We start from the raw sequence: 24,592 nt of genomic DNA, 5'->3' as shown, positions 1-24,592 counted from the left end.
GCGGGCCGGGTTCCGCGCGATCAGGTGGTGCCGGCGAACTCCTGGACCCAGTAGTGCCCGTAGGTGCTGCTCGGGTCGTAGGCGTGGCCGACGCCGATGCCGGTGAACCTGCAGTCGAGGATGTTCGCCCGGTGCCCGGGACTGGTGATCCACTGGTGGAATGTCTCGGCGGCGGCCGCGTTGCCCGCGGCGATGTTCTCGCCCAGCACCTCGGCGCGCGGCAGCACCTCGGCATGCGGCAGCGCCCGGGCGGGCGAGACGGCGTCGGAGTGCGCGAAGTAGTTCTGTTCGGCCATGTCCGCGGCGTGCGCCTGCGCCGACTGCTCCAGACCGGGCGCGGGCGCGAGCGGGCCGCACCCGGCCTCGGCCCGGACCTGGTTGGTCCGGTCCACGATCTCGGCGGTGAGCGCGTCGAGCCGGGGCTCGTCCGCGTGGGCCGGCGAGGCGGCGGTGAGCAACAGCGAGCACAGCAGGATCGACCGGGCGTACCGGGCCGGGCGGGCGAACATCCGCACCACTCCTCGACTTCAAGGGGTTCCAGGTGCGGACAGTTCTAACCCGCTTTCCGGCGCGCCGACCGGGGAATCCGCGCAACGGGTGATCCGCGAACGCGTGCGGATCACCCGAACGGGAATGCGATCAACGAGGTCCACAGTGGACCTGGGGAATTCAGCCCTGCTGCGCGATGATGATGAACAGCGTCAGGATCCACCCCATCAGCAGGGTGGTCAGCAGGGCGAGCTTGTTGGTGGCGAGACGAGTCATGGCGGTGCCTCCCGGCAGCGTGAGAATGATCGATGTGAAATGTCGTCTCACGATGTGGGGGCGGCGGTGCCGCAACGGTGATCAGCGCACGGCGAGCGCGCGCGGCGAGGCGGACAGCGCGTCCCACATCGCACCGGGTTTTCGCCCCCGGCGCGGCGACCCGGGACTTCGCTCCGGCGCCACGTTCCCCGATCCGCTCAGCGGCAGCCTGCGGGTGAACACCCGCCGCCCCATCGCACTGCGGCGCACGACGATCGACATGACTACCTCCTCACTTCTTCCCGACGCGCACCGGAATCCTCACGGCGGCGAATCGTTCGGGGAGAGCGCTCGCGGTGCACAACCGCGGCGGTCGAACCTCTGCGGACTACATCGCCCGGATGATCGAAAACGTTACAGCACGTGCTCACAACCACTTGTTCCGCCGGAATATCTTGAACAGCGTCAGGCAGGCCAGCATCATCACCAGCAGCGTCGCCGGATAGCCGAACGTCCAGTGCACTTCCGGCATGTTCTCGAAGTTCATCCCGTAGATCCCGGCGATCATCGTCGGCGTCGACACGATCGCGACCCACGCGGAGATCTTCCGCATGTCGGTGTTCTGCTGGAGCGTGATCTTGGCCAGCGTCGCGTCCACCAGCGTGGTCAGCAGCTCGTCGAACGAGGCCACCCGCTCGGACACCGTCGTCAGGTGGTCCTCGACGTTGCGGAAGTAGGAGCGCACCTCTTCGGGCACCATCGGCGTGTAGCCCTCGGCCAGCCGCTGCAGCGGTTTCGCCAGCGGCATCACCGCGCGGCGCAGGTCCATGACCTCGCGCTTCATCAGGTAGATCTGCTCGGCCTCGATCTTGGTCCGGGGCGCGAACACGGCGGCTTCCATCTCGTCGATGTCGTCCTGGATGGCCTCGGTGACCTCCAGGTACGTGTCCACCACGTGGTCGGCGATGCCGTGCAGCACCGCGGCCGGGCCCAGCTGCAACTGCTCCGGGTCGGTCTCCAGCTGCGAGCGGACCTGGGCGAGGCTGGCGTGCTTGCCGTGCCGGACCGTGATCACGAAGTCGCGGCCCACGAACGCCATCAGCTCACCGGTCTCCACGATCTCGCTGTTCGCGGTGAGGCTCTCGTTGTCGATGTAGCGGACCGTCTTGAGCACCATGAACAGCGTGCTGTCGTAGCGCTCCAGCTTCGGCCGCTGGTGGGCGTGCACCGCGTCCTCGACGGCCAGCTCGTGCAGCCCGAACGTCTCGGCCAGCCCGTTGAGCTGCGCCTCGTCCGGTTCGTGCAGCCCGATCCAGACGAACCCGGCGCCGCGCCTGCGCACCTCGTCGATCGCCTCGGCGTGCGACCGGTCGCCCGGCAGCCGCACTCCGTCCACGTACACGCCGCAGTCGACGACGTAGGCGGGCGGGGGAGCGGGAGCGGTCGCGGTGCGGCCGTTGTGGCGCGCTGCGCGATTGCGCAGGCCGAGAGAAGGAAGGCTGGGCACGGCGACCTCCAAGGGCGGGAATCGGATCTCGGGTGATCTCGACCGCGCATCCCCACCGGCGCCGATGGGCACCTGGAACCGGCCTAGCCGCAGGCCTCCCAGGCGGGGATGCGGTTGGTACTACTCGGAAGCGCGCTGTCGGCACCGCCGCTCACAATCCCTCACCTCCTTCTGCCCGACTCGCCGTTCGCGAGTGGTCCGGACCGGCCAACGGTTCACGATACTCGCCGTTCTCGGTTCGAGCGGCGGCGGTGCCGGGTGTGATGGCACACGGCGAAATGGGTGAATTTTCGCCGCCCGCACGCCTGGGCCATCCCGAATTTCGCCCCGTTCGCGGCGAATGCGTGGACTGCCGGGTTCGCCGGTTTCAGCTCCCGGCGGACGGCCCGGGGAGCTGTCCCCACCCCCGCAGCGCCTCGGCGAGGCCCTCGGTCAACCGGCCGGCGGCGTCGAGTGTGGCAAAGGTCGCAGCGTCCGCCCACATCGCGTCGGCCGCGTCGTCGCCGGGACAAAGCACCACGTCATCGGGCCGGCACGCGTAGTCGTGGATGTCGAACGTCCCCGTCGGGGCCGGGCGCCGCACCCTCCCGAGCCACCTGCCGACGATCACGGAGAGTCCCGTTTCCTCCGAAATTTCGCGCTGTACCGCCGAACGATCGGTTTCTCCGGGCTCCACCTTGCCGCCCGGTACCGACCACTGCCCCCTGCCGGGTTCGTTGGCCCGCTTCACCAGCAACAACCGGCCCTGCGGATCGTGCACGACGGCGCCGACGCACCGGATCACTCGTCCATTGGTTATGATCACCGACACGGAGGGTAGTTGATCCGGACGGTTCAGCTGACGACTGACCCAAGTGCGGGACAATGCTGCCCTACAGCCGCCGAGTGCGGTACAACAGATCGGCAGGCGCCAGCATGTTCAAAGGCATTTCGGACGGGGTGTATCGCAGTGAACCTTAAGAAGATCCTGACCTGGACCGGGGTCGCGTTCCTCCTCTTCTTCTTGATCAACGCCCCAGATCAGGCTGGTCAGTTGGTGAACAACATCAAGGACAGCCTCGCGGATGCTGCGAACGCGGTCATCACCTTCATGCAGAACATCTTCGTGTAGTAGCGCCGAAGGGCGGTTGACGTGTTCGCGCCTAGGGATCCCGACGAGTACCTGCTCGAGACCGAACGCCGGGTCATCCGGCTCCGCAGACACTGGGCGAGCCTGGTCTGGGAACTGTTCGAGGCGATCGGGTTGCTGGTCGGCGTGGTCATGGTGTCCCAAATGCTGCCGCAGGACACGAGCCTGCCGCAGAACGTGCTCTGGTATGCGGGCCTCGTCGTGCTGCTCCGGTTCACCTACCAGGTGCTGGACTGGTACGTGGAACGCATCGTCGTCACGGACAAGCGGTTCCTGATCGCGGAAGGCATCTTCACCACCAACGTGGCGATGATGCCGATCGGCAAGGTCACCGACCTCACCTTCCAGCGGACCCTGGCCGGGCGCATGTTCGGCTACGGCACGCTGGTGGTCGAGTCGGCCGGTCAGATCCAGGCGCTCAACCGGATCGAGTACGTGCCGAACCCGGACGAGGTGGAGGACGCGATCTCGTACCTGGTGTTCGGGGAGAAGAAGGCGCAGCAGGAACGCTTCTCCATGCTCAAGGCCCGCCGCGCGGCGGTGGGCAAGAAGAAGGCCAAGCTTCCGAGCTGAACCGGTCGCTGCCGAGCCGGGGTCGCGGGATCACCCGCGGCCCCGGCTCTTCTTCGTGGGCTGGTTCGGAAGGTCCCGGGACCATCGGCGAGACTGTGCGCAGCGGAAGTCCGGTCGAGCCGCTGGGCCTCCACCGTCGCGGCGCGACCTCCCGCGGCGACCGCACGCCCGCCCGCCGGTCGACGGACCGGCCTGAACGGAAAGGCCACGCTTGCGCATCGACCTGCACGCCCACTCCACCGAGTCCGACGGCACCGACACGCCCGCGGAGCTCGTCGACGCGGCGATCGAGGCGGGGCTGGACGTCGTCGCGATCACCGATCACGACACCACGGCGGGCTGGGCGGAGGCGGCGGACGCCGTGGTCGCCGGCGCCGGGCGCGTCCGGGTCGTGCCGGGCGCCGAGCTGTCCTGCACCTGCCCGGACGGGACGGGGCGCGACATCACCGTCCACCTGCTGGCGTACCTGTTCGACCCGACCTCCGCCGCGCTGGTGGCCGAGCAGTCCCGGCTGCGGGCGGAGCGGCGCGGCCGGTTGCGGGAGATGGCCGAGCGGATGGCGGCGGAGGGCTTCCCGGTCGACGCGGACGAGCTGATGGCGGGCCTGCCACCGGACTCGCCGGGCGGGCGCCCGCACCTGGCGCGGCAGCTGGTGCGCGCGGGCATGGTGCGGAGCGTCGACGAGGCCTTCGCCCGCTACCTGGGCAGCAGCGGCCGGTACTACCTGCCGCGCACCGACACCCCCGTGCTGCGCGCGATTGAGATGATCGCCGACGCGGGCGGGGTCACCGTGCTGGCGCACCCGTTCGCCCGCGCCCGCGGCCCGGTGGTGAACGCCGCGGTGGTGGCGGAGCTGGCGGACCGCGGCATGACCGGCATCGAGGTGGACCACCCGGACCACGACGAGCCGACCCGGCAGGAGCTGCGCGAGCTCGCCGCCGAGCTGGACCTGGTGCCGACGGGCAGCAGCGACTACCACGGCACGAACAAGACGATCCGGATCGGGCAGGAGACCACCGCGCCGGCCTCGCTGCAGCGCTTGATCGACAAGAGCAGCGGCAGTGAGGTGTTCACGGCCGGATGACCACCGAGATCAGCTGATCCGGTGAGTTCCGGGTGCGGCGCGGGGGGAAACGCGACGCGACGCTCCGGCTGCGTAGTGTGGTGCGAGTGCAGGGACAGCTAGGCCTCGAAGGCATCCCCGGCAAGCTCGTCCGGGTCACTCCCGCGAAGCTCGCGAACTGGGAAGGTTGCCCGCGCAAGTTCCGGATGACCTACCTGGACCGGCCTGCGCCGCCCCGCTCCGGCGCTCGCGCCAACGCCACCCTCGGCGCGGTGGTGCACAACGCGCTGAAAGCCTTCTTCGAACTGCCCGCGGCCCAGCGGACCGCGGAGAAGGCGGTGCTGCTGGTCGGGCAGTGCTGGAAGAGCGACGGCTTCGCCGACCACGCCCAGGCCACCCGGTACCGGGAGCGCGCCCAGCGGTGGGTCGCCGACTACGTCGAACGGCTCGCGCCCGGCGCGGAGCCGGTCGCGGTGGAGCGCTGGGTATCGGCCGCCGCGGGCACGATCATCGCCGAGGGCCGCGTGGACCGCATCGACCGGCGTAACGGCGAGCTGGTCATCGTCGACTACAAGACCGGCAGACGCGCGGCCACCGACGAGGACGCCCGGGATTCGCGTGCGCTCGCCCTGTACGCGGTCGCCGCCCGGCGGACGCTGCGCGCCCCCACCGGGCGGGTCGAACTGCACCACCTGCCCAGCGGCCGGGTCGGGGCGTGGGAGCACACCCAGGCCTCCCTGGACGAGCACGTGGCGCGGGCCGAACGGCTGGCCGAGGAACTCCAGACCGCCTCCGACTCGTTCCAAGGGGGAACGGCAGGGCGGGACGTGTTCCCGCCGAACCCCGGCGGGCGCTGCGGCTGGTGCGAGTTCCGCGCGCACTGCCCGGAAGGACAGCAGGCCGCGCCCGCCACCGAACCGTGGGCCGGGCTGGCCGAGTGACGGACCAGAGGAACGACGACATGGACATGCCCCGACGAGCGCAGCAGGAGGCCGCGCGCGGAGGTGCCCGGCACCGGCCCGCGCCGCAGACGCTGCGCCGCCCGCACCCGGCAGCAGGCTCCTGGCCGGCCGACGGTGCGGACCAACCGGGGACCGTGCCCTTCCGCTCGTCGACGCCCGCCGGCGGGCGCAGGCAGCGCGTGGAGTGGCACGACGAGGACGAGTTCGACGAGGAGACCGCCGAGGCCCCGACGGTGCGCAGGCACCACCGCTCGGGCGCCGGTGGCACCCGGATCGGCACCTGGTTCCGCGGCCTGACCGGCTCGCTGGCGGTGGGGATGCTGCTGGTGGCCCTCGGGCTGATCGGCGTGCAGGTGTGGGCGACGCGGCAGGGGCAGGACGGACCCGGCCTGGCGATGATCATTTCGCACGCGGTGGGGGCGGTGCTCGCCCTGGCGCTGCAGCACTTCGCGGACCGCAACCGGGACCGCCGCGGTGCGGCCGCGCTGCTGGCGCTGCTCGTGGCCGTGTTCGGCCCGCTGTGGTTCTGGTGGTGGCTGTGACGGCGTGAGGCCGGTTCACCGGGTGCTGGTGGGTGCTCCGGTCACTCGGGTCGGTCCGGGCCCAGCGCCACCGAGGTGGGGCCGCGCTGTTCGAGCACGATCGGGCCCGCGGAGTCCAGGCGCACCGGCCCGGTCCAGCCCTGCCGGTCCACCGGGATCACCCGCTCGCGCGCACCCGTGAAGCGGTCCAGCACCGCGATGCCCTCCGGCACCGGGACGAGGAGCTCCCCGCCGTAGAGCGCACCGGGGCCGAGCGCGTCCGGCACCGTCCACAAGGGCGCGAACGTCGCGGCGTCCAGTGCGACGGTCGTGGTGCCGTTGTTCCAGTACAGCAGCCCGCCGAAGGTGGCACCGGCGACGTCGGCGATCTTGTCCTTCACCTGCCGGTACTGGTGGTCGTCGAGCACCGCGACGCGGAACGGCCGGTCCGGGCCCGCGGTGGCCAGCCCGTCCAGCACGCGCTGCGCGGTGATCGTCGGGTCGAACCGCTGCAGCGCCGCGGCGATCGACCGCGCGGCGCGGTCCTGCTCGGGCCCGGGCACGGGACGCAGGTTCACCGTCCACACCCGGTCGGCCGCGACGGCCTCGACACCGGCGTCGGGGTAGGGGGCGCCGCCGGTGGGCAGCGGGTACTCGGCTTCGATGCCGCCGGTCGAGTTCGCGTACACCACGAGGGAACCGCGGTCGCGCACGTACACGGCGGTCTGCTTGCTGGAGACCGCGACGGCCGTCGCCTCGGAACCGCCGAGGACCGCGCTGCTGACCTCTTCCGGTTTCTCGTCGTCCTCCGGCTTCGTCTTGATCACCGTGATGCGCTGCTCCGGGTCCTCCGGGCAGTCCTCCACCACCGCGATCCGCTCGCTGCCGACCGCCGTCGACGGGTAGGTGCAGTCCGGGCGGCGCAGGTTGTTCCCCGCGTTCTTCAGCGCGGGCATGATCCCGTACTGCTGGGTGCGCACCAGGTCGGAGCGCCAGCTCTCCAGCACTCGATCACCGGTCGCGGTCACGTACTTGCCGTCGTCGAGCAGCCGGGTGCCGAACGGGGCGTCGGCGTTGCGCGCGGGGCCGCGCACGCCGGTGTCGCCTTGCAACGAGCTGACCTCGCTGCAGTTGGCGGCCTTCCGGTACACGGCCAGCGCGCGGTCCCAGCCCTCGCCGACGGTGCACAGCGGGAGATCGCGGGAGAACCGCCAGCGCACCGCGCCGGTGCCCGGATCGCGGCCGGACACGGTGCCGCCGTCACCGGTGATCGCGGTCGAACCGGCGATCACGGGGACGGGGGTGGCCGGGCTCGGCGCGCGCCACAGCTCGTGCAACGCGGCCGGTACCGAGGTGGGGGAGGTGAGCGCGGGTGCCGGTGCGGCCGCGGGTTCGGACGCGGTGGCCCGGGCGTCGCTGCGCCACCAGATGACCGCGGCGACCACCACGACCACCACCAGGATCAGCGCCACCGCGACGAAGTCGGACCGCGTCCGCCGTTCCGGCCGTACCACTGCACTCCTCACTGAATCGGCTCTCGAGAGCCGGGCCGGTCCACGGGCCGCCCCACCGGGCAGCCCGCTCGCGGAACGGGATCAGTCGCCGGACGACTCGCCGCCGCCGGAAGCGGCACCGCCGCCACCACGACGCCTGCGGCGCCGCTTGCGGGGACGGTCCGCGGACTCGGCGGCACCCTCGCTCTGCGCGGTGGATTCGGCGGGCTGCGCGTCGCCCTCCGAGTTCACGCCGCCGCGGGTGCGCCTGCGCTGCCGGGAACGGCCGCCGGGACGGGTCTCGCCGGCCGCGGGCTCGCCGCCGGGCTGCTCGCCGCCGGAACCGCCGCGGGTGCGGCGGCGCGGCTTGCGGCTGCTGGTGCGCTTCGCGTCCTCGTCGGGCTCGGCGCCCAGGCCGGCGCGGGTGCGCTTGGACAGCGGCAGCCTGCCGGTCGCGTCCGCCGGGATGTTGAGGTCCTCGTACAGGTGCTTCGAGGTGGAGTAGGTCTCCACCGGATCCGGCTTGCCCAGGTCGAGGGCGTCGTTGATGAGCTTCCAGCGCGTCTCCTCGTCCCAGTCGACGAGGGTGATCGCCACGCCCTCCCGGCCCGCGCGGCCGGTGCGGCCGATGCGGTGCACGTAGGTCTTCTCGTCGTCCGGGCACTGCAGGTTCACCACGTGGGTCACCCCGGCGACATCGATGCCGCGGGCGGCGACGTCGGTGGCGACGAGGGTGTCGACCTTGCCGGAGCGGAACGCGCGCAGCGCCTGCTCCCGGGCGCCCTGACCGAGGTCGCCGTGCACCGAGGCGGCGGCGAAACCGCGCTCGGCGAGCTCGTCGGAGAGCTTCTGCGCGGTCCGCTTGGTCCGCGTGAAGATCATCGTCAGGCCGCGGTCCTGGGCCTGCAACGTCCTGGCCAGCAGTTCCGCCTTGTCCATGGCGTGCGCGCGGTAGACGAACTGCTTGGTGCGCTCGTGGATCGCGTTCGCGTCCGCCTGCTCCGCGCGGATGTGCGTGGGCTGGTTCAGGAAGGTGCGGGCGAGCGTGATGATCGGGCCCGGCATGGTCGCGGAGAACAGCATCGTCTGCCGCTGCTCGGGGACCATGTTGAGGATGCGCTCGATGTCCGGGAGGAAGCCGAGGTCGAGCATCTCGTCGGCCTCGTCCAGCACCAGGCCGCGGACCTTGCCCAGCACCAGGTGCTGCTGCTCGGCGAGGTCCAGCAACCGGCCCGGCGTGCCGATGACCAGGTCGACGCCCTGCTTGAGCGCGTCGATCTGCTGCTCGTAGGGGCGGCCGCCGTACACCGCGAGGGTGCGGACGCCCAGGTGCTTGCCCGCGTCGGTGAGGTCGCGGGCGACCTGCACGCACAGCTCGCGGGTGGGGACCACGACGAGCGCCTGCGGCGTCCCGTCGCCGGGGACCTGCAACCGCTGCAGCAGGGGGACGCCGAAGCCCAGCGTCTTCCCGGTGCCGGTGCGGGCCTGCCCGATCAGGTCCTCGCCGCGCAGCGCCAGCGGCAGCGTCAGCTCCTGGATCGCGAAGGTGTGCTCGATGCCCGCCTCGCGGAGGGCGCGCACGATCTCCTCGTGCACGTCCAGCTCGGCGAAGGTCGGGGTGTTCGGGACGGTGCTCTCCGCGTGCAGCGGCGCGGCCTCCACGGTGGGGGCGCCGTTCTCGCTGTGCTCGATCGCGTGCACGTCCTCGGTTCTGCTGGTGGTCTCGGGGGCCTCGGGGGCCCGCTCGTTGCTGAGGGTCAGAGTGATCGCCTCTCTCAGTACCGGCGCGCTGCGGCCGATCGCTCGGCTGCACTCGTGGTGACGCCCTCCGGCATGGTGGCCGCGTTCGATCCGCGGCCCGCCGCGTTGTTCGCGTGCTGCATGCTCGTGGTCACCGGTGCGATGGTCGCGCGCCCCTGTTCGATCAGCGGTTGTCCGCTGCTGGTTCGGTCGGCATCGTGGCGCGGCTCGCGCCGTCGCCCGCGCCCCCGGCGCTCCGGCCGGTGGGCCGAGCGCGGTGCGCCCCCGCTCGGGTCTTCCGCGCCCGGGCCTCCCGCACGGACCCCGGGCGACCGGCTGCTCACGGGGTGGGACCGTGGCCCGCGTCGAGCCCTGCCGGGTCCCGCGCGGGGAGGGGGTCCACTGCCGGTTGCCTGATGCCGCATGGCTTCTGCGTCCGCCAGGATACCTGGTCCGAACCGGATCGAGGTCGGCGATGTGCGATGAGCTTTCGTGAAACATCCCGCACCACCAGCGGCCGACCGCCGGGCCGCCCGGTTCCGGCCGCGCGTGTCGGCCCGCGCCGCTGCGCGGACCGCCCGCGCGGGGCGGCGGTTAAGGTGCCCGGTATGAGCGAGCCCGACCCCTCCGCAGCCGGATCCACCGACTCCACCACGCACTCCGAGGGGGTCGTGGACCTGCTGGCCGCGCTCGCCTACGGCGAGCTGTCCGCCTTCGACCGGCTCGCCGAGGACGCCCGCACCGCGCCCACCCTGTCCGGGCGGGCCGCGCTGGCCAGCATGGCGGCCGCCGAGATCGGCCACTACCGGATGCTCGACGACGCGCTCGCCCGCCGCGGGGTCGCCGTGGACGAGGTGATGGCCCCGTTCGCCGAGCCCTTCGACGCGTTCAACGCCTCGACCGCCCCGCACTCCTGGCTGGAGTCGCTGGTGAAGGCGTACGTGGGCGACGGGCTCGCCGCCGACTTCTACCGCGAGGTCGCGGAGTGGCTGGACGATTCGACGCGGACGCTGGTGCTGGACGTGCTGGCCGACACCGGGCACTCCGCGTTCGCCGAGCGCGAGGTGCTGGCCGCCTGCGCCGAGGACCGGTCGCTGCGGGACAAGCTGACGCTGTGGGGCCGCAGGCTGCTGGGGGAGGCGGTCACCCAGGCGCAGCGCGTGGTGGCCGAGCGGGACGCGCTCGCCGAACTGATCATCACCGGGTCGGGCGATCTCACCGGCATCGTCGCGCTGTTCCGCCGCTTGCAGAACAACCACACGAAGCGGATGGCGCGGCTCGGCCTGGGCTGACGGGTTCCCGATGTTCGCCACCGGCGAAGGCGGGTCCGGCGTGGACTGGGATAACCTCTCGGACGTACGCATCGGTTCGCGAATTGTGGAGGTCAAGCGTGGAGGTCAAGATCGGCGTCGTGGACAGCCCGCGTGAGCTCACCGTGGCCAGCGGTCAGTCCTCGACCGAGGTCGAGTCGCTGGTGGCCGACGCGCTGAAGACCACCGACGGGGTGCTGTCGCTGACCGACGAGAAGGGCCGGCGCTACCTGGTGCCCGCCGCCAAGCTGGCCTACGTCGAGATCGGCCCCTCGGAGTCCCCGCGGGTCGGCTTCGGCGTCCAGTGATCTGCCGCGATGCCCCCGGCCGGAGAGCGCTCCGCCGGGGGCATCGTCGTGCCCGGAGTGTCCACATCGGACTCCCGGCCGCGCTCCGTCAGAACGGCGGCCGGCCCACGCCGGTGATGCGGTAGCGGTTCCACGGGTCCGGGTCGGACAGGCTGCCCACGGCCTCGCCGCGCGTGGTGCGCAGCACGACCTGCGTCTTGCGCCCGCCCGCGAGCTCGGCGACCGCGTCGTCGGCCGCGACCCGGCCGTACCAGTGGAAGCGGCCGTCGATCGGTTGGAAGTGCCCGCGCAGCAGCACCGCCACCGGGACTTCGCGTTCGGCGGTGAACAGCACCGCCTCGCCCTCGTACTCCTCGTCGGGGACCGCTTCGGCGAGTCGCTCCTCGGACATGGTGGCTCCTTCCGCGGTCAGCCTTCGCCGCCGGTCTCGGTGATCAGCCGCAGCCCGGTGCTCGGCTCCAGCGGCCGGTCCGGGTCGAGCACGATGCCGCCGGAGCGCAGCACTCCGTCGATGGCGTGCCAGATGATGCGGGTCAGGTAGTCGGTGAGGTCGTCGCGGCTCATCGACCGCCGCTCCAGCCACCAGTCGCCGCTGGCCTGCACCATGCCGACGAGCCCGTGCGCCCACGGCTCCACCCCGCCGGAGTCGAGCCCCAGCGCGCGCAGGTACTCGCCGAGCAGCCGGGACAGCGAGTTCGCGATCTCGGTCTTCTCCGCGGTCACCGGGTCGGAGCGCACCGGCTTGTCGGTGAAGGTGCGGCGCACGACGAACCGGTACAGCTCGGGGTACTGCTCGATGACGCCGAGGTAGGCGTCGAGCATCCGGCGGATGCGCTCGTTGGGGCTGCCGTCGGCGGCGATCTCGGGGGCGAGCCGCTGCATCAGCAGTTCGGTGCCCCATTCGCCGACGGCGACGTAGAGGTCGCTCTTGTCGTGGAAGTGCCGGTACAGCACGGGTTTGCTGACGCCGGCCTCGGCGGCGATCTCGTCCATGCCGACGTCGGCGCCGTGCTGGCCGATGGCGCGGACGGTGGCGTCGACGAATTCGGCGCGGCGGGCTTCGCGGTGCTCCCGCCAGCGTTCCCGGCGGGCGTCGCCGCGCGGTGCCGGGTCCGGAACGACCTTGACAGGCCGGGTGTGGTGGCTCACGCTACCCAAGGTAGCTGTTACTCGAAGTAACATGCAATGCCGGTGGTAGGGCAGGGAGGCCCCGAGATGACCAGGACCGTGCAGGTGAACGACCGGGAGAAGACCGCCGCTCGGCTGCTCAAGTCGTCGGCGAAGAACAGCTACGACCCCGAGGTCGACATCGACTGGGACGCGCCGCTGCTCGACGACGCCCCCTACGTCCCGTTCCACCGCAGCAGCCTCTACGGCACGGACCTGTGGGAGCGCCTCGACCACGCGCAGCGCGTCGAGCTGACCAAGCACGAGTTCGCCAGCATCGCCTCCAACGGCCTGTGGTTCGAAGTGCTGCTGATGCAGATCCTGCTCAAGGAGTTCTACGACTCCGACCCGCGCACCGACCACGCGCACTACGCGCTCACCGAGATCGCCGACGAGTGCAGGCACTCCACCATGTTCGGCAAGGCCGTCCGCCGCGTCGGCGCCCCCGCCTACGGGCCGGTGCCGCTGCTGCGCCAGGCCGGGCGGGCGCTGCCCGCGATCCTCAAGGGACCCTCCGCGTACGCCGCGATCCTCGTCGCCGAGGAGATCCTGGACCGCTTCCAGCGCGACCAGATGAACGACGAGTCCGTGCAGCCGCTGGTGCGCATGGTCAACCGCATCCACGTGCTCGAAGAGGCGCGGCACGTCACCTTCGCCCGCGAGGAGGTGGTCCGGCGGATGGCCGGGTGCGGCCCGGCCGAACGCGCCTGGCACCAGTTCGCGACCGCGCTGGTCTCCTACGCGATCTGCTTCAGCCTGATCAACCCGCGGGTGTACGCGGCCGTCGGCCTGCGGCCCAGGGACGCGCACGCCGCGGCGTGGCGGAACCCGAACTTCCAGCACACCCTGCACTGGGGCGGCGAGAAGATCATGGGCTTCCTGGACGAGGCGGGGCTGATCGGCGGGCCCGGCATGCCCTTCTGGCGCAAGTCGTTCCTCATCCGCTGACCCCTCCACCCAGAACAGGACCGCCATGACCACCACCGCCTCCGGCGCGGACACGAGCACCTTCACCACCGGCGACGGCGTCCGGCTCCGGGTGCACGAGCACGGCCCCGCCGACGCGGGCAGCACGCTGCTGCTCGTGCACGGCTGGACCCTCACCACGCACACCTGGGACCGGGTCATCGACGAAGTGCTGCACCAGGCCGACGTCCGCGTGCTGCGGTTCGACCTGCGCGGGCACGGCGAATCCGATCCGGCGCCCGCGGGCACGGCCACCATCGAGCGCTGCGCCGACGACGTCGCCGAGCTCATCGAGCAGCGGGTGCCCACCGGGCCGATCGTGCTCGCCGGGCACTCCATGGGCGGCATGACGATCATGGCGCTGGCCGAGCGGCACCCGGAGCTGTTCGCCGCGCGGATCGCCGGCGCCGCGCTCGTCGCCACCTCCAGCGGGAACCTCGCCGCGCCCACGCTCGGTCTGCCCGGCCCGGTCGCCGCCGTCGCGAACCGCGCCGAGCTCGGGGTGCGCGGCCTGCTCGCGAAGTCCGGCGGCGGCCGGCTGGTCCGGAACTCGCGGGCGCTGCGCCCCGGGATGCGCTGGCTGCTGTTCGGCGCCTCCCCGGACGCGGCCGACGTCGCCGCCACCGCCGACTGGGTCGCGGCCTGCCACCCGCCGAGCCTCGCCGGGTTCCGCACCTCCCTCGCCGAGCACGACCGGGTGCACGCGCTCGAAGCGCTGCGCGACATCCCCGTCGTGGTGCTCGCCGGGGGCAAGGACCGGCTGTGCCCGCTGCCGCACGCCCGCCGCATCGCCGACGCGCTGCCGGACGCGCGGCTGCTGCTCTACTCGGGGGCCGGGCACATGCTCCCGCTGGAGCGCACCGACGAGGTCGCGGACCGCATCGTGGAACTGCTCCCCGGCGGCTGACGGAACGGCGACGGCCCGTCCGACCTGGTGCGGTCGGACGGGCCGTTCGTCTTCGGCGGGTCCGTCAGGCGTTGTGCAGGGGGAAGCCGGAGAGGCCCTTCCAGGCCAGGGTGGTGATCAGGGTGATCGCCTCGTCGCGCTGCACCGACTCCGTCTCGTCCAGCCAGTAGCGGGCGGTCACCTGGCTCAACCCGACCAGGCCGAACGCCAGCAGCCGCGCCCGCTCCGGGTCGAGGCCCGCGTCCGCGGTGACGGCCTCGGCGACCGCGTCCACGCAGTCCGACAGCGCGCCGTCCACCGCCTTGTCCACCGCGGGCTCCCCGCGCAGGTCCGATTCGAAGACGAGTCGGAACGCCTGGCCCTCGCCGTCGACGAACTCGAACAGCGCGCCGACCGCCGCCCGCACCCGCTGCCGGTTGTCCGGGGTGGTCTCGATGGCCTGCCGCACCCGGCGCACCAGCTCGCCGCCGTGCATCTCCACCAGCGCCAGGTACAGCTCCAGCTTGCCGGGGAAGTGCTGGTACAGGACGGGCTTGCTGACGCCCGCGTGCTCGGCGATGTCGTCCATCGCGGCCGCGTGGTAGCCGTTGGTGACGAACACGTGCTGGGCGGCGGTGAGCAGTTGTGCCCGGCGGGCGTCGCGGGGCAGCCGAACGCCCCTGCTCGGCTGCGCGGCGGTCTCCGTCATGCCTGCCTCCACCCGTCCTTCCGTCACGTGCTGGTCTTGCTCCAGCCGGGAAGCCCTAACCTTACTCGTGGGTAAAGGCCGTTCTCGACCTCATCCGGCGTCGTATCGCACTCCCGGGGCACGGGGAGACCGGGTGCGGGGTCCGGTTCCGCGGCCGCAGGCGCGCTCGGTGACGTCGAAATCGGGCAACGGTGCTCAGCCGCCCCGAAACGGGTGATCTTCGAGGTGGCGGTGGATCTCGCTGGCCACAGCCTCGTTGACCCCGATCGTGCTGTGGCACGCTTGTACCGTGCCGCGCCCCCCGAGACGATCCCGTGACGCCGCCGCAGGCCGTTCGGACCAGGCGGATGGTTCCGCCGTTCCCCACGGGCGCCGCAAGCCCCGCCCCGACGAGCCGCTGGCCGCGTCCTGGCGGCCGTTCGACGAGCGCGACTACGACCTGGACGAGCCGGAACCACCGCGGCGCGGGCGGAATCGGGCCTGGTCGCTGTACGGCTGGCGGATCTACGCGGTCCCGCTGCTGGTGGTGGTCACCGCGCTGGCCGTGTTCCAGTCCGTCGACCCGGACGCCCGGCAGCTCGGCGACGACGGCGTCTCGCACGCGCAGGCGCCGGACGTGCCCGAGGCGCCGGTGGTGACCGAGGCTCCGCCGGGGCAGACCTACAGCGCGAAGATGTTCTCCGCCGAACTCCCGCCCGGCTCCCCGCTGCCCGAGGTCGGCGGCCGGACCTTCACCGTGCTGCCCGGCACCTCGCCGAAGGTCGGTGCGGGCGACGACCTGTACCGCTACACCGTGGAGGTCGAGGTCGGGGTGAAGCTGGCCGAGGGCAACGACTCGTTCGCCCAGCTCACCCAGGAGACCCTCGCCGACCCGCGCAGCTGGACCAACCGGCAGGCCGGGGACATCGCGCTGCAGCGGGTCGACGGCTCCGCGTCCCCGGACTTCCGGGTGACGCTGGTCAGCCAGAACACGGCGCGGGAGATCTGCGGCTACGGCAGCGGGCTGCCGTTCGACACGTCCTGCCGGATCTCCGACCGGGTCTACATCAACGCGGCCCGCTGGGTGCGCGGCGCGGTCGCCTTCGAGGGCGACATCGGCACCTACCGGCGCTACGCCATCAACCACGAGGTGGGCCACGTGTTCGGCAACGGGCACGTGCCGTGCGGGAAGCAGGGCGGGCTGGCGCCGGTGATGATGCAGCAGACGTTCAGCACCTCCAACAACGAGCTGCACGAGCTGAACAAGGCGGTGCCGCAGGGCACCGAGATCCCCGCCGACGGCTTCGTCTGCAAGTACAACGCCTGGCCGTTCCCCGTCGGGGATTCCGGCAGCTGATCCCCGTGCGCTCGGCCACCCCGTTCCCGGATGGTGGGAGTAGTTTGGGAAGCGGGAAGACCATCCGCCACTCTGGCGTTGCACCTTCCGCGCCCGTTCGGCCACGCCGATGTCGGGCGCGGACGCTCGTCGTGCTCGCGGCTGCGGGCGAACGACGAGGTGAGGACCACTGAGGAGGAGCTGGGAGATGTCCGGCGATTCAGCCCAGGCAACGACGCTACCGCCGCTCGTCGAGCCGGCGGCGGAGTTGACCAAGGAAGAGGTCGCGCGCTACAGCCGCCACCTGATCATCCCGGATGTCGGGATGGACGGGCAGAAGCGGTTGAAGAACGCGAAGGTCCTGGTGATCGGCGCCGGTGGGCTCGGCAGTCCGGCGCTGCTGTACCTGGCCGCGGCCGGGGTCGGCACCATCGGCATCGTCGAGTTCGACGCCGTCGACGAGTCGAACCTGCACCGCCAGGTCATCCACGGCCAGTCCGACCTGGGCAGGCCGAAGGCGGAGTCGGCGCGCGACTCGATCGCCGAGATCAACCCGTTCGTCAAGGTCAACCTGCACCAGGTGCACCTGTCCTCGGACAACGCGCTGGGCATCTTCGCCGACTACGACCTGATCCTGGACGGCACCGACAACTTCGCGACCCGCTACCTGGTGAACGACGCGGCGGTGCTGTCCGGCAAGCCCTACGTGTGGGGCTCGATCTTCCGGTTCGAAGGCCAGGTCAGCGTGTTCTGGGAGGAGAAGGGCCCGAACTACCGGGACCTGTACCCCGAGCCGCCGCCGCCCGGGATGGTGCCGTCCTGCGCCGAGGGCGGCGTGCTGGGCGTGCTGTGCGCCTCCATCGGTTCGATCATGGCCACCGAGGCGGTCAAGCTGATCACCGGCATCGGCGAGACGCTGCTCGGGCGCCTGATGATCTACGACGCGCTGGAGATGAGCTACCGCACCGTCAAGATCCGCAAGGACCCGAACGCGACGAAGATCACCGAGCTGATCGACTACGAAGCGTTCTGCGGCGTCGTCTCGGACGACGCGCAGCAGGCCGCGGTGAACAGCACGATCACTCCGCGCGAGCTCAAGGAGAAGTTCGACCGCGGCGACAAGTTCGAGCTGATCGACGTCCGGGAGCCGCACGAGTACGAGATCGTCAAGATCGACGGCTCCACGCTCATCCCGAAGGACCGCATCCTGTCCGGCGCCGCGCTCGCGGAACTGCCGCAGGACCGGCAGATCGTGCTGCACTGCAAGTCCGGCGGCCGCTCCGCCGAGGCGCTCGCCGCGCTGCACAAGGCCGGGTTCTCGGACGCCGTCCACGTCGGTGGCGGTGTCCTCGGATGGGCTAACGAGGTCGATACCAGCCTGCCGACCTACTGATCCAGGTCGCCGCCCGTGCGCGGGCGGTGCGCGATGGCCGGAACCATCGCGAAGATCGACGAAGTGCCTGCTCAGCGCAGGTGAGACCGGCCCGGTCCCCGCACTTCCGGGGGCCGGGCCGGTCGTCGTCGGACCGCCGCGGTGCCCGGATCACGATTTCCCGCAGGTCGCGATCTGCGGAGCGCCTGACCCCCATTCGGGGATCTCCGATGTAGCGTCTGCGCCGTGACTGGAACTCCGGAGCCGCCCCCGTCGCACGTACGAGCGGCGTTCGGTGCGCGCGGGGAGGACGCCGAACTGCTCAACGGCGGCGTCGCCTGGCGTTGCGGCGAGGTCGTGCTCAAACCGGCCGCGAACACCGCCGAAGCCGCCTGGGTGGCGCAGACCCTGGACCTGCTGGAGCCGGACGAGGTGCGGGTCGGCAGACCGGTCCGCTCCACCGACGGCCGCTGGGTGGTCTCCGGCTGGTCCGCGAGCCGCGACATCACCGGACGCCCGGAACCGCGGCACGACGAGGTCGTGGCCATGTCGCTGCGGCTGCACGCGGCGAGCAGCGTGCTCACCCGGCCCCGGTTCCTCGACGCGCGGCAGGACATCTACGCGCTCGCGGACCGGATGTCGTGGGGCGAGGAGGACTACCCGCTGCCGCTGGACAAGGGCGGTCGGCTCTACGACGTCCTCGCCGGATCGCGCCGCCGCACCCAGCTGCGGCCGCAGGTGGTGCACGGCGACCTGTTCGGCAACGTGATGTTCGCGGGCAACGCGCCGCCCGGCATCATCGACTTCTCCCCGTTCTGGCGGCCCGCCGAGTGGGCGGCGGCGGTCGCGGTGATCGACGCGCTGTCCTGGGGCGGCTCGGACGCGGCGATCGTGGAGCGCTGGTCGCACCTGACGGACTGGCCGCAGGCGCTGCTGCGGGCGCTGCTGTTCCGCCTCGCGGTGCACGCGCTGCACCCGCGGTCCACCACCGCGTCGCTGGGCGGGCTGGAGCACGCGTCGCAGATGGTGCTCGAAGTGCTCTGACCCGCCCCGGCGCGCCCGCACGCGCGGGTGTGACGATGGTGCGGTGGCTGAGGACGTCGAGGACACCGAACCGCTGCGCGGATTCACCGCGGGCATCACCGCCGAGCGCAAGGCCGCGGAGCTGGGCGCGCTGCTGGCCCGCCGCGGCGCCGAGGTGCGCTACGGCGCCGCGATGCACACCGTCCCGGTCGACGACGACGCCGAGCTGATCGCGGCGACCGAAGCGGTGCTGGCCCGGCCGGTGCAGCACGTGGTGGCGGTGACCGGCAGCGGCTTCGGCGGCTGGATCGAGTCGGCGCGGGCGCACGGCGCGGGGGAGCGGCTGCTCGACCACCTGGGCTCGGCGGAACTGCTGGCCAGGGGGGCGAAAGCGCGCGGCGCGATCCGCGGGGCCGGGCTGCGCGAGAGCTACACGGCACCGACCGAAGAGGTCGCCGACGTGCTCGACCGGTTGCTCGCCCAGGGCGTGGCCGGGGCGCGGGTCGTGGTGCAGCTGCACGGCGACCCGATGACCGACTTCCGGGAGCGGCTGCGCGCGGCAGGAGCCGAGGTGCTGCCGATCGCGGTGTACCGCTGGACCGACCCGGTGGACCTGGCGCCGCTGGACGCGCTGATCGACGCGGTGATCGACGGCGAGGTGCGGGTGCTGCCGCTGACGAGCGCGCCCGCCGCGACGAACTTCCTGGCGCGGGCGCGGCGCACCGGTCGCGGGGAGGCGCTGCTGGCGGCGCTGCGGGAGAACGTGCTCATCGCCTGCGTCGGCCCGGTCACCGCTGCCCCGATCGCCCGCGAAGGCCTGCCGCACGTGCAGCCCGAGCGCGCCCGCACCGCGGCCCTGGTCCGCCTGATCGCCGACGAGGCGCCCGGGTTCGCCCGCGGTGACGGCTGATCCACCGCGGTTGGTCCACGACGGTTGGTCCGCCGCGGTGGCTGATCCATCGCGGCGGCTGATCTCGGGACACTTGATCCCGCGACGCTGGATCCCGTGACGCTGGGTCGCGCGGTGCTGGGTCGCGCGGTGCTGGATCCCGTGACGCTGGATCTCGCGACGCTTGACCGCGGGACGCCGGGGCGCGTCCCTTGATACCGGGACGCTCGATCCCGCGGCGGCGGGGACGATCAGGCCGGGCCGGACCAGCGGTAGCGGCGCATGTTGACCCGCGGCCCGTCGGCCAGCACGCCCTCCGCGCGCAGCAGCTCCAGCTGGCGCCTGCGGAGGTGCTCGGCGGTCAGGCCGTCCGAGCGCAGCACCCGGTGCCAGGGGATGTCGGCGCCGTCCTCGGCGAGGATGCGGCCCACCAGCCGCGCCGAGCGCAGACCCGCCAGCTCCGCCACATCGCCGTAGCCGAGCACCGATCCGGCGGGGATGGAGATGACCACGTCCCGGACCCGTTCCAAGGTTTCCTCGTCCACCCGAGCAGTCTCCCAGAGCACCCCTCCGCCGCGAATCTCCAGGTGAATGGCCCATTCGCCCGAGATCGCCGGGCTGATGGGCCATTCACCTGGAGCAGCCGCTATTACAAGCGGCGAATGCCATCGAGCACGGCCTGCAGCAGGGCGTGGTCCGGTTCGCGCTGCGGGGTCAGCGGAATGCTCAGGTCTCCCTCGTCGAGCAGGTCGGAGACCAGGACCTTCGCCACCACCACCGGGATCTCCAACGCCGCCGCCAGATCGGCGATGGACCGGGGCTGCGCGCACAGCAGCAGGATGCGTTCCCGGTCGGCGTCCCACTCCACGGCGTCGGACGGTTCCGGGACCGCGACAACGAGGGTGCCGCGGTCCAGCTCGGCGGCGGCCGCGCGGGTGCGGCCGCGGGTCATCGCGTACGGGCGCACGAGCGGGCCGGCGGCGCTGTCGCGCCACCCGTCCCCGCCCGCCCGCCGCGAGGTCACGTCGCCGTGGGGCTCAGCCGGGAGCGCGGCGCGGACTCGATGGCCCGGCCCGCCCGCTGGACGAACAGGTTGATCTCGTAGGCGATGAGGCCCACGTCGGCGTGCTCCTCGCCGAGCAGCGCGAGGCAGGAACCGCTGTCGGCGGCGGTGACGAACAGGAACGCGTGGTCCATCTCCACCACCGTCTGCCGGATGGAACCGCCGCCGAACCGGCGCCCGGTGCCGCGCGCGAGCCCGTGCAGCGCGCACGCCGTCGCGGCCAGCGCTTCGGCGTCCACAGCGGACAGTTCCGGCGAGTGCTCGACCACCAGGCCGTCGGTGGAGAGCACGACGGCGTGGCGGGCCCCCGCGACGCCGCCGACCAGATCACCCAGCAACCGGCCCAGCTCGAAGTCGGTCGTGGTGCTCGTGTCCTGCACTGCGCATCCCTCACTCATCGGTCGGGCCCGAGTCCGGGTCGGTCTTGCGGCCGCGGTCGGTGCCGCGCTGGATGGCCGACATCAGGGACCTGATCTCCGCTGCGGAGCGGGATCCGGATGTCGACCGGTCCTCCTCTTCGGGTTGTTCGCGGGCCAGCTCGGGGGCGAGGTTGGCGCGCTTGCGGCGGCGCGGCAGCGGGACCGGGGAATCGTCCTGGTCCGCTGCGGGAGCTCCGCCGGTTTCGGTGCTGTCGTCGTCCGTCGTGGCCTGGTCCGCGTCGGAGGTGCCGGACGGCGCGGTGCCGGACCGGTTTCCGGTGCGATCGGTGCTCCCCGGAGCCGGGTCTTCCGGCCAGGTGACCGGATCCGCGTCGCCTGCGGGTTCCTCGGTCGGCCATGCCGCGTCGAGCGCCGAATCGGCGTGCTGTTCGGGCTCGATCGGTTCCCCTCCGTCCGCACGGTAGCCGTGCTCCGGCGGGGCGTCGTCGCCCGAAGCGGTGACTTCGGTTGACCGCTCGGGTGGCGTTCGTTCCAGCGCCGCGGAGCCTTCGGCGCCGGTGTCCGCTAGGTCCGGATCTTCGGTGTCGGACGGCCAGGAGTGCTCGTCGGACTCCGCCGTCGCCGGGGTGCCGGCCGTACCGGGGGCGTCGTCGGTGTCGGGGACTTCGGGCCGGGGGTCGTCGGCCGAATTCCCGATGGCCGCAGCCGGAGTCCCCTTGTCCGGGCTCGCTGCGTCCGGGCTCGCGACGTCCGGGGCGTCCGTGCCTGGGTCGGCCGGGGCCGGCTCGCCGGGTTCGGCGGCCGGGGCGTCGGCGTCGGGGTGTTCGATCGTCGGGAACTCCGGATCGGTGGTCTCGGCGTCCGCGGTGAGCGCACCGGTGGGATCGGTGACCGTCGCGTCGTCGGAGTTCGCCGCGGGCTCGGAGTCCGTCGTGCTCCCGGATTTCGTCGTGCTGCCGGGGTTCGCTGGGCTGCCGGGGTTCCTGCCGGGGTTCATCGGGCTGCCGGAGTTCGCCGTACTGCCGGGGCCGGGCGTGCTGCCGGACTCGGCTGCACCGCTGGACTCGGCTGCACCGCCGGATTCGGTCGCACCGCCGGAGTCGGCGGATTCCGTCGCGGCCGCACCGGTGTCCGGCGCCGCGGCGAGGTCCGCGGCCGCCTGCTCGGCCGCGGTGCTCGCGCCGCCGGTGCTCGCGATCTCGGCAGCCGGCCAGGAGTCCTCGGGCAGCGCCGTCTCGAAACCCGTCGTCCCGATCTCGGTCGTCCCGGCGGCCGCGGCCCGTTCCGCGCGGATCCGCGGGAACTGCGCGGTGTGCGCTTCCGCCGGGTCCGGTTCGATCGGCTCCACGATCAGCTTCGACGGCAGCAGCACGACCGCTCGCGTCCCGCCGTAGGCGGAGGTCCGCAGTTCCACCGAGATCTCGTGCCGGTCCGCCAGCCGCGCCACCACGAACAGGCCGAGCCTGCTGTCCGAGCGCAGCGCCATCGCGTCGAACTCCGGCGGCCCGGACAGCATCGCGTTGGCGGCTTCGAGGTCCTCGTCGGCGATGCCGAGCCCGCGGTCCTCCACCTCGACGACGACGCCGCGGGCCACGGTGTGGCTGTGGATGTTCACCCGCGATTCCGGCGGGGAGAACGAGGTGGCGTTGTCCAGCAGTTCCGCCAGCAGGTGCACGGTGTCGGCGACCGCGTCGCCGTGCAGCGCCAGGTCCGGCGGCCGCTGCACCCGCACCCGCGCGTAGTGCTTGGTCTCGGCGACGGCGCTGCGCAGCACGTCGGCGAGTTCGATGGGGCGCGACCAGCGGCGTCCCGGCCGCCCGCCGCCCAGGATGATCAGGTTCTCGGCGTTGCGCCGTGCCCGGGTGGCGAGGTGGTCCAGGCTGAACAGCAGCGCCATCCGGTCCGGGTCCTGCTCTTCGCGCTCCAGCCGGTCGATCGTGGTGAGCAGCCGGTGCACGAGGGCCTGGCTGCGCCCGGCGATGCCGAGGAACACGGTGTGCACGCCCTCGCGGGCCTGCGCCTCCTGCACGGCCGCGGACACGGCGGTGCGCTGGGCGGTGTTGAAGGCCTCGGCGACCTGGCCGATCTCGTCCCGGCCGTAGTCGAGGTGGGCGACCTCGCGGTCGAGGTCGACGCGGTCGCCGCGGCGCAGCCGGGCGACGATCTCCGGCAGCTGCCCGTCGGCGAGCACCAGCGTGTCGTCGCGCAGGCCGTTGAGCCGCCGGGACAGCCCGCGGGACACCCGCAGCGCCACGAGGATCGCGGCCAGGATCACCAGCAGCGCGAGCACGCTGCCGACGGCCACCTGGAGCAGGCTGCGGTCTCCCGCCTCCATCCCGGCCGCGGCGGTGCGCTGCGCCTGGGTGGAGGCCAGCGTGGTGAGGTCGTCGGCGACGAGGTCGCTGGTGGTCAGCCAGTCGTTCACGTCGATCGGCGGCGGTCCGGCGACGGCCGGGTCGGAATCGGACCACGGCCCGCGCTCGACGAGCTGCTCCTCCAGTTCGGTGAGGTGCCGGAACTGCGGCGACGAGGTGATCTCGGTGTAGCGGGCCCGCACGTCCGGCGGCGCCGAGGCCGCCTGCGCCTGCAGCTCCAGGTGGTAGGCGCCGCTGAGCCGGGTGAAGTCCAGGTGGTCGGCGGTGGTGAAGGTGCCGCCGCGCAGCCCGTCGGTGACCAGCGAGGCGGCTCGGGACATCCGGTCGGCGGCGGTGAAGAAGCCGTCCGCGCGCAGCCCGCCCTGGGTGACCGCCGAATCGGGGAACAGCCGCGCCTGCTGCTCGAACAGCGCGGAGCCCGCGTCGACGAACCCGTTGTAGTAGCCGTGGATGCGCGCCCGGTCGGTCTGCGCACCGTCCACTTCGGCCCGGATCACGGGCAGTTCGGCGATGATCCGGTCGAGCGAGCGCATCCGGTCCGCGACCGCGTCCGGCGCCTGTTCGAGCGTCGGGTCGGCGGCCTCGCGCATCGCGGTCAGCGACCGGTCGGTGGCGGCCCGCTGCCGGTCGAGCCGGTCCCGCACCGAGCCGGGGGAGGGCTGGTCCGGTGCCGCCGCGTACAGCAGGCTCAGCGTGCGTTCCTTCTGCGCCGAGGCCAGCACCCGCATCGCGGGCAGCGACACGTCCCGCACCCCGGCGGCGATGCCGCGCAGGTGGAACCCGTCGTAGAGGGTGACCCCGCTGATGGCCGTCCACAGCACCAGCAGCGCGATGCCGGGTATCAGGACCACGCCGTAGAGGCGGTCGCGGATGCTGCGGCGGCCGAGGCGCCAGTCATCGAGCTTCTGCACTACGTCCCACCCGTGTGTGCCGGTGCCCGCGACGAGGCGCGTCGCGGTGGTCTCGGCGGCGTGCGAAACGCCGACGCCGTCAAGGGCGGACGTCGTGCTGAGGGAGACGGGTTCGCGGGGCATGGCGATCGGACGCGCGGCCCGGTGTCCCCCGACTTCGCTGTTCCCGCATGAAACCGCCGCGAT

At 72.4% G+C, this 24,592-nt stretch carries 26 protein-coding genes; 13 read left to right on the top strand and 13 right to left on the bottom strand.

Annotated elements, in window-relative coordinates; all coding sequences use genetic code 11:
* Positions 1-20: 20 nt before the first annotated feature.
* From AC29IT_RS22405 to AC29IT_RS22390, 4 genes are all read right to left on the bottom strand, one after another.
* Entirely contained in the window at positions 21-509 is a 489-nt protein-coding gene (locus tag AC29IT_RS22405) for a CAP domain-containing protein (RefSeq protein ID WP_358445354.1), read from the bottom strand.
* Positions 510-846: 337 nt separating this feature from the next.
* A complete protein-coding gene (locus AC29IT_RS22400; RefSeq protein WP_358445357.1) occupies positions 847-1,026 on the bottom strand; it encodes a hypothetical protein in 180 nt (59 codons plus the stop codon).
* A gap of 145 nt (positions 1,027-1,171) precedes the next feature.
* Positions 1,172-2,251, bottom strand: coding sequence for a magnesium/cobalt transporter CorA (gene corA, locus AC29IT_RS22395; protein WP_358445360.1), 1,080 nt, complete (start codon positions 2,249-2,251; stop codon positions 1,172-1,174).
* Positions 2,252-2,618: 367 nt separating this feature from the next.
* A complete protein-coding gene (locus AC29IT_RS22390) occupies positions 2,619-3,056 on the bottom strand; it encodes an NUDIX hydrolase (RefSeq protein WP_358445424.1) in 438 nt (145 codons plus the stop codon).
* Between the two features lie 144 nt (positions 3,057-3,200).
* Between AC29IT_RS22390 and AC29IT_RS22385 the strand changes: the two genes are divergently transcribed.
* The 5 genes from AC29IT_RS22385 to AC29IT_RS22365 all read left to right on the top strand — a co-directional run bounded on the left by AC29IT_RS22385 (position 3,201) and on the right by AC29IT_RS22365 (position 6,520).
* A complete protein-coding gene (locus AC29IT_RS22385; protein WP_358445363.1) occupies positions 3,201-3,362 on the top strand; it encodes a hypothetical protein in 162 nt (53 codons plus the stop codon).
* A 21-nt stretch (positions 3,363-3,383) separates the two neighbouring features.
* Positions 3,384-3,953 carry a PH domain-containing protein gene (locus tag AC29IT_RS22380; RefSeq protein WP_358445365.1) on the top strand — a complete coding sequence of 190 codons (570 nt, stop codon included), beginning with the start codon at positions 3,384-3,386 and terminating at the stop codon, positions 3,951-3,953.
* A 211-nt stretch (positions 3,954-4,164) separates the two neighbouring features.
* Positions 4,165-5,037 (top strand): PHP domain-containing protein, encoded by an 873-nt coding sequence (locus tag AC29IT_RS22375; protein ID WP_358445368.1) that lies wholly within the window; start codon positions 4,165-4,167, stop codon positions 5,035-5,037.
* 86 nt (positions 5,038-5,123) lie between these two features.
* The gene (locus AC29IT_RS22370; protein ID WP_488220010.1) at positions 5,124-5,957 is read left to right on the top strand and encodes a RecB family exonuclease; all 834 of its coding nucleotides are present in this window, start codon (positions 5,124-5,126) and stop codon (positions 5,955-5,957) included.
* Between the two features lie 20 nt (positions 5,958-5,977).
* Positions 5,978-6,520 (top strand): hypothetical protein, encoded by a 543-nt coding sequence (locus AC29IT_RS22365; protein ID WP_488220009.1) that lies wholly within the window; start codon positions 5,978-5,980, stop codon positions 6,518-6,520.
* Between the two features lie 41 nt (positions 6,521-6,561).
* Here AC29IT_RS22365 and AC29IT_RS22360 read toward each other — a convergent pair whose 3' ends face one another.
* Both AC29IT_RS22360 and AC29IT_RS22355 read right to left on the bottom strand, forming a co-directional pair.
* Positions 6,562-8,013, bottom strand: coding sequence for an Rv3212 family protein (locus AC29IT_RS22360; protein ID WP_488220008.1), 1,452 nt, complete (start codon positions 8,011-8,013; stop codon positions 6,562-6,564).
* Positions 8,014-8,094: 81 nt separating this feature from the next.
* A complete protein-coding gene (locus tag AC29IT_RS22355) occupies positions 8,095-9,693 on the bottom strand; it encodes a DEAD/DEAH box helicase (RefSeq protein WP_358445379.1) in 1,599 nt (532 codons plus the stop codon).
* 647 nt (positions 9,694-10,340) lie between these two features.
* Here AC29IT_RS22355 and AC29IT_RS22350 point away from each other — a divergent pair.
* Both AC29IT_RS22350 and AC29IT_RS22345 read left to right on the top strand, forming a co-directional pair.
* Positions 10,341-11,024: a ferritin-like fold-containing protein gene (locus tag AC29IT_RS22350; protein WP_358445382.1), complete on the top strand. Its 684-nt coding sequence runs from the start codon at positions 10,341-10,343 to the stop codon at positions 11,022-11,024.
* Positions 11,025-11,122: 98 nt separating this feature from the next.
* Positions 11,123-11,350 (top strand): DUF3107 domain-containing protein, encoded by a 228-nt coding sequence (locus AC29IT_RS22345; protein ID WP_358445385.1) that lies wholly within the window; start codon positions 11,123-11,125, stop codon positions 11,348-11,350.
* Between the two features lie 88 nt (positions 11,351-11,438).
* Here AC29IT_RS22345 and AC29IT_RS22340 read toward each other — a convergent pair whose 3' ends face one another.
* Positions 11,439-11,741 (bottom strand): DUF4873 domain-containing protein, encoded by a 303-nt coding sequence (locus tag AC29IT_RS22340; protein WP_358445388.1) that lies wholly within the window; start codon positions 11,739-11,741, stop codon positions 11,439-11,441.
* 17 nt (positions 11,742-11,758) lie between these two features.
* Positions 11,759-12,499 carry a TetR/AcrR family transcriptional regulator gene (locus AC29IT_RS22335; protein ID WP_358445390.1) on the bottom strand — a complete coding sequence of 247 codons (741 nt, stop codon included), beginning with the start codon at positions 12,497-12,499 and terminating at the stop codon, positions 11,759-11,761.
* 66 nt (positions 12,500-12,565) lie between these two features.
* Here AC29IT_RS22335 and AC29IT_RS22330 point away from each other — a divergent pair, with 66 nt between their 5' ends.
* Together AC29IT_RS22330 and AC29IT_RS22325 are read left to right on the top strand one after the other, a co-directional pair.
* Positions 12,566-13,465: an AurF N-oxygenase family protein gene (locus tag AC29IT_RS22330; RefSeq protein ID WP_358445393.1), complete on the top strand. Its 900-nt coding sequence runs from the start codon at positions 12,566-12,568 to the stop codon at positions 13,463-13,465.
* Positions 13,466-13,490: 25 nt separating this feature from the next.
* Entirely contained in the window at positions 13,491-14,390 is a 900-nt protein-coding gene (locus AC29IT_RS22325) for an alpha/beta fold hydrolase (protein ID WP_488220007.1), read from the top strand.
* A 64-nt stretch (positions 14,391-14,454) separates the two neighbouring features.
* Here the strand turns inward: AC29IT_RS22325 and AC29IT_RS22320 are convergent, their stop codons facing one another.
* Positions 14,455-15,078, bottom strand: coding sequence for a TetR/AcrR family transcriptional regulator (locus tag AC29IT_RS22320; protein ID WP_358445398.1), 624 nt, complete (start codon positions 15,076-15,078; stop codon positions 14,455-14,457).
* Positions 15,079-15,367: 289 nt separating this feature from the next.
* Here AC29IT_RS22320 and AC29IT_RS22315 point away from each other — a divergent pair, with 289 nt between their 5' ends.
* From AC29IT_RS22315 to AC29IT_RS22300, 4 genes are all read left to right on the top strand, one after another.
* Positions 15,368-16,414: a DUF3152 domain-containing protein gene (locus AC29IT_RS22315; RefSeq protein ID WP_488220006.1), complete on the top strand. Its 1,047-nt coding sequence runs from the start codon at positions 15,368-15,370 to the stop codon at positions 16,412-16,414.
* Between the two features lie 187 nt (positions 16,415-16,601).
* A complete protein-coding gene (gene moeZ, locus AC29IT_RS22310; protein WP_358445404.1) occupies positions 16,602-17,786 on the top strand; it encodes an adenylyltransferase/sulfurtransferase MoeZ in 1,185 nt (394 codons plus the stop codon).
* A gap of 225 nt (positions 17,787-18,011) precedes the next feature.
* Entirely contained in the window at positions 18,012-18,809 is a 798-nt protein-coding gene (locus AC29IT_RS22305) for a TIGR02569 family protein (RefSeq protein ID WP_488220005.1), read from the top strand.
* Between the two features lie 43 nt (positions 18,810-18,852).
* Entirely contained in the window at positions 18,853-19,698 is an 846-nt protein-coding gene (locus AC29IT_RS22300; protein WP_358445407.1) for a uroporphyrinogen-III synthase, read from the top strand.
* 230 nt (positions 19,699-19,928) lie between these two features.
* Here AC29IT_RS22300 and AC29IT_RS22295 read toward each other — a convergent pair whose 3' ends face one another.
* From AC29IT_RS22295 to AC29IT_RS22280, 4 genes are all read right to left on the bottom strand, one after another.
* Positions 19,929-20,222, bottom strand: a complete 294-nt coding sequence (locus AC29IT_RS22295; protein WP_358445410.1) for an MGMT family protein — start codon at positions 20,220-20,222, stop codon at positions 19,929-19,931.
* A 104-nt stretch (positions 20,223-20,326) separates the two neighbouring features.
* Positions 20,327-20,701, bottom strand: coding sequence for a DUF742 domain-containing protein (locus AC29IT_RS22290; RefSeq protein ID WP_358445413.1), 375 nt, complete (start codon positions 20,699-20,701; stop codon positions 20,327-20,329).
* Positions 20,698-21,120, bottom strand: a complete 423-nt coding sequence (locus AC29IT_RS22285; protein ID WP_358445416.1) for a roadblock/LC7 domain-containing protein — start codon at positions 21,118-21,120, stop codon at positions 20,698-20,700. Before AC29IT_RS22285 ends, AC29IT_RS22290 begins: the two co-directional genes overlap by 4 nt.
* Positions 21,121-21,130: 10 nt before the next feature.
* Entirely contained in the window at positions 21,131-24,406 is a 3,276-nt protein-coding gene (locus AC29IT_RS22280) for a sensor histidine kinase (protein WP_488220004.1), read from the bottom strand.
* Between the last annotated feature and the right edge of the window lie 186 nt (positions 24,407-24,592).

The sequence above is a fragment of the Saccharopolyspora sp. MMCC62 genome (assembly GCF_057736575.1).
The sequence above is the reverse complement of the archived record's forward strand: the minus strand, read 5'-3'. Positions and strand labels throughout refer to the sequence as shown.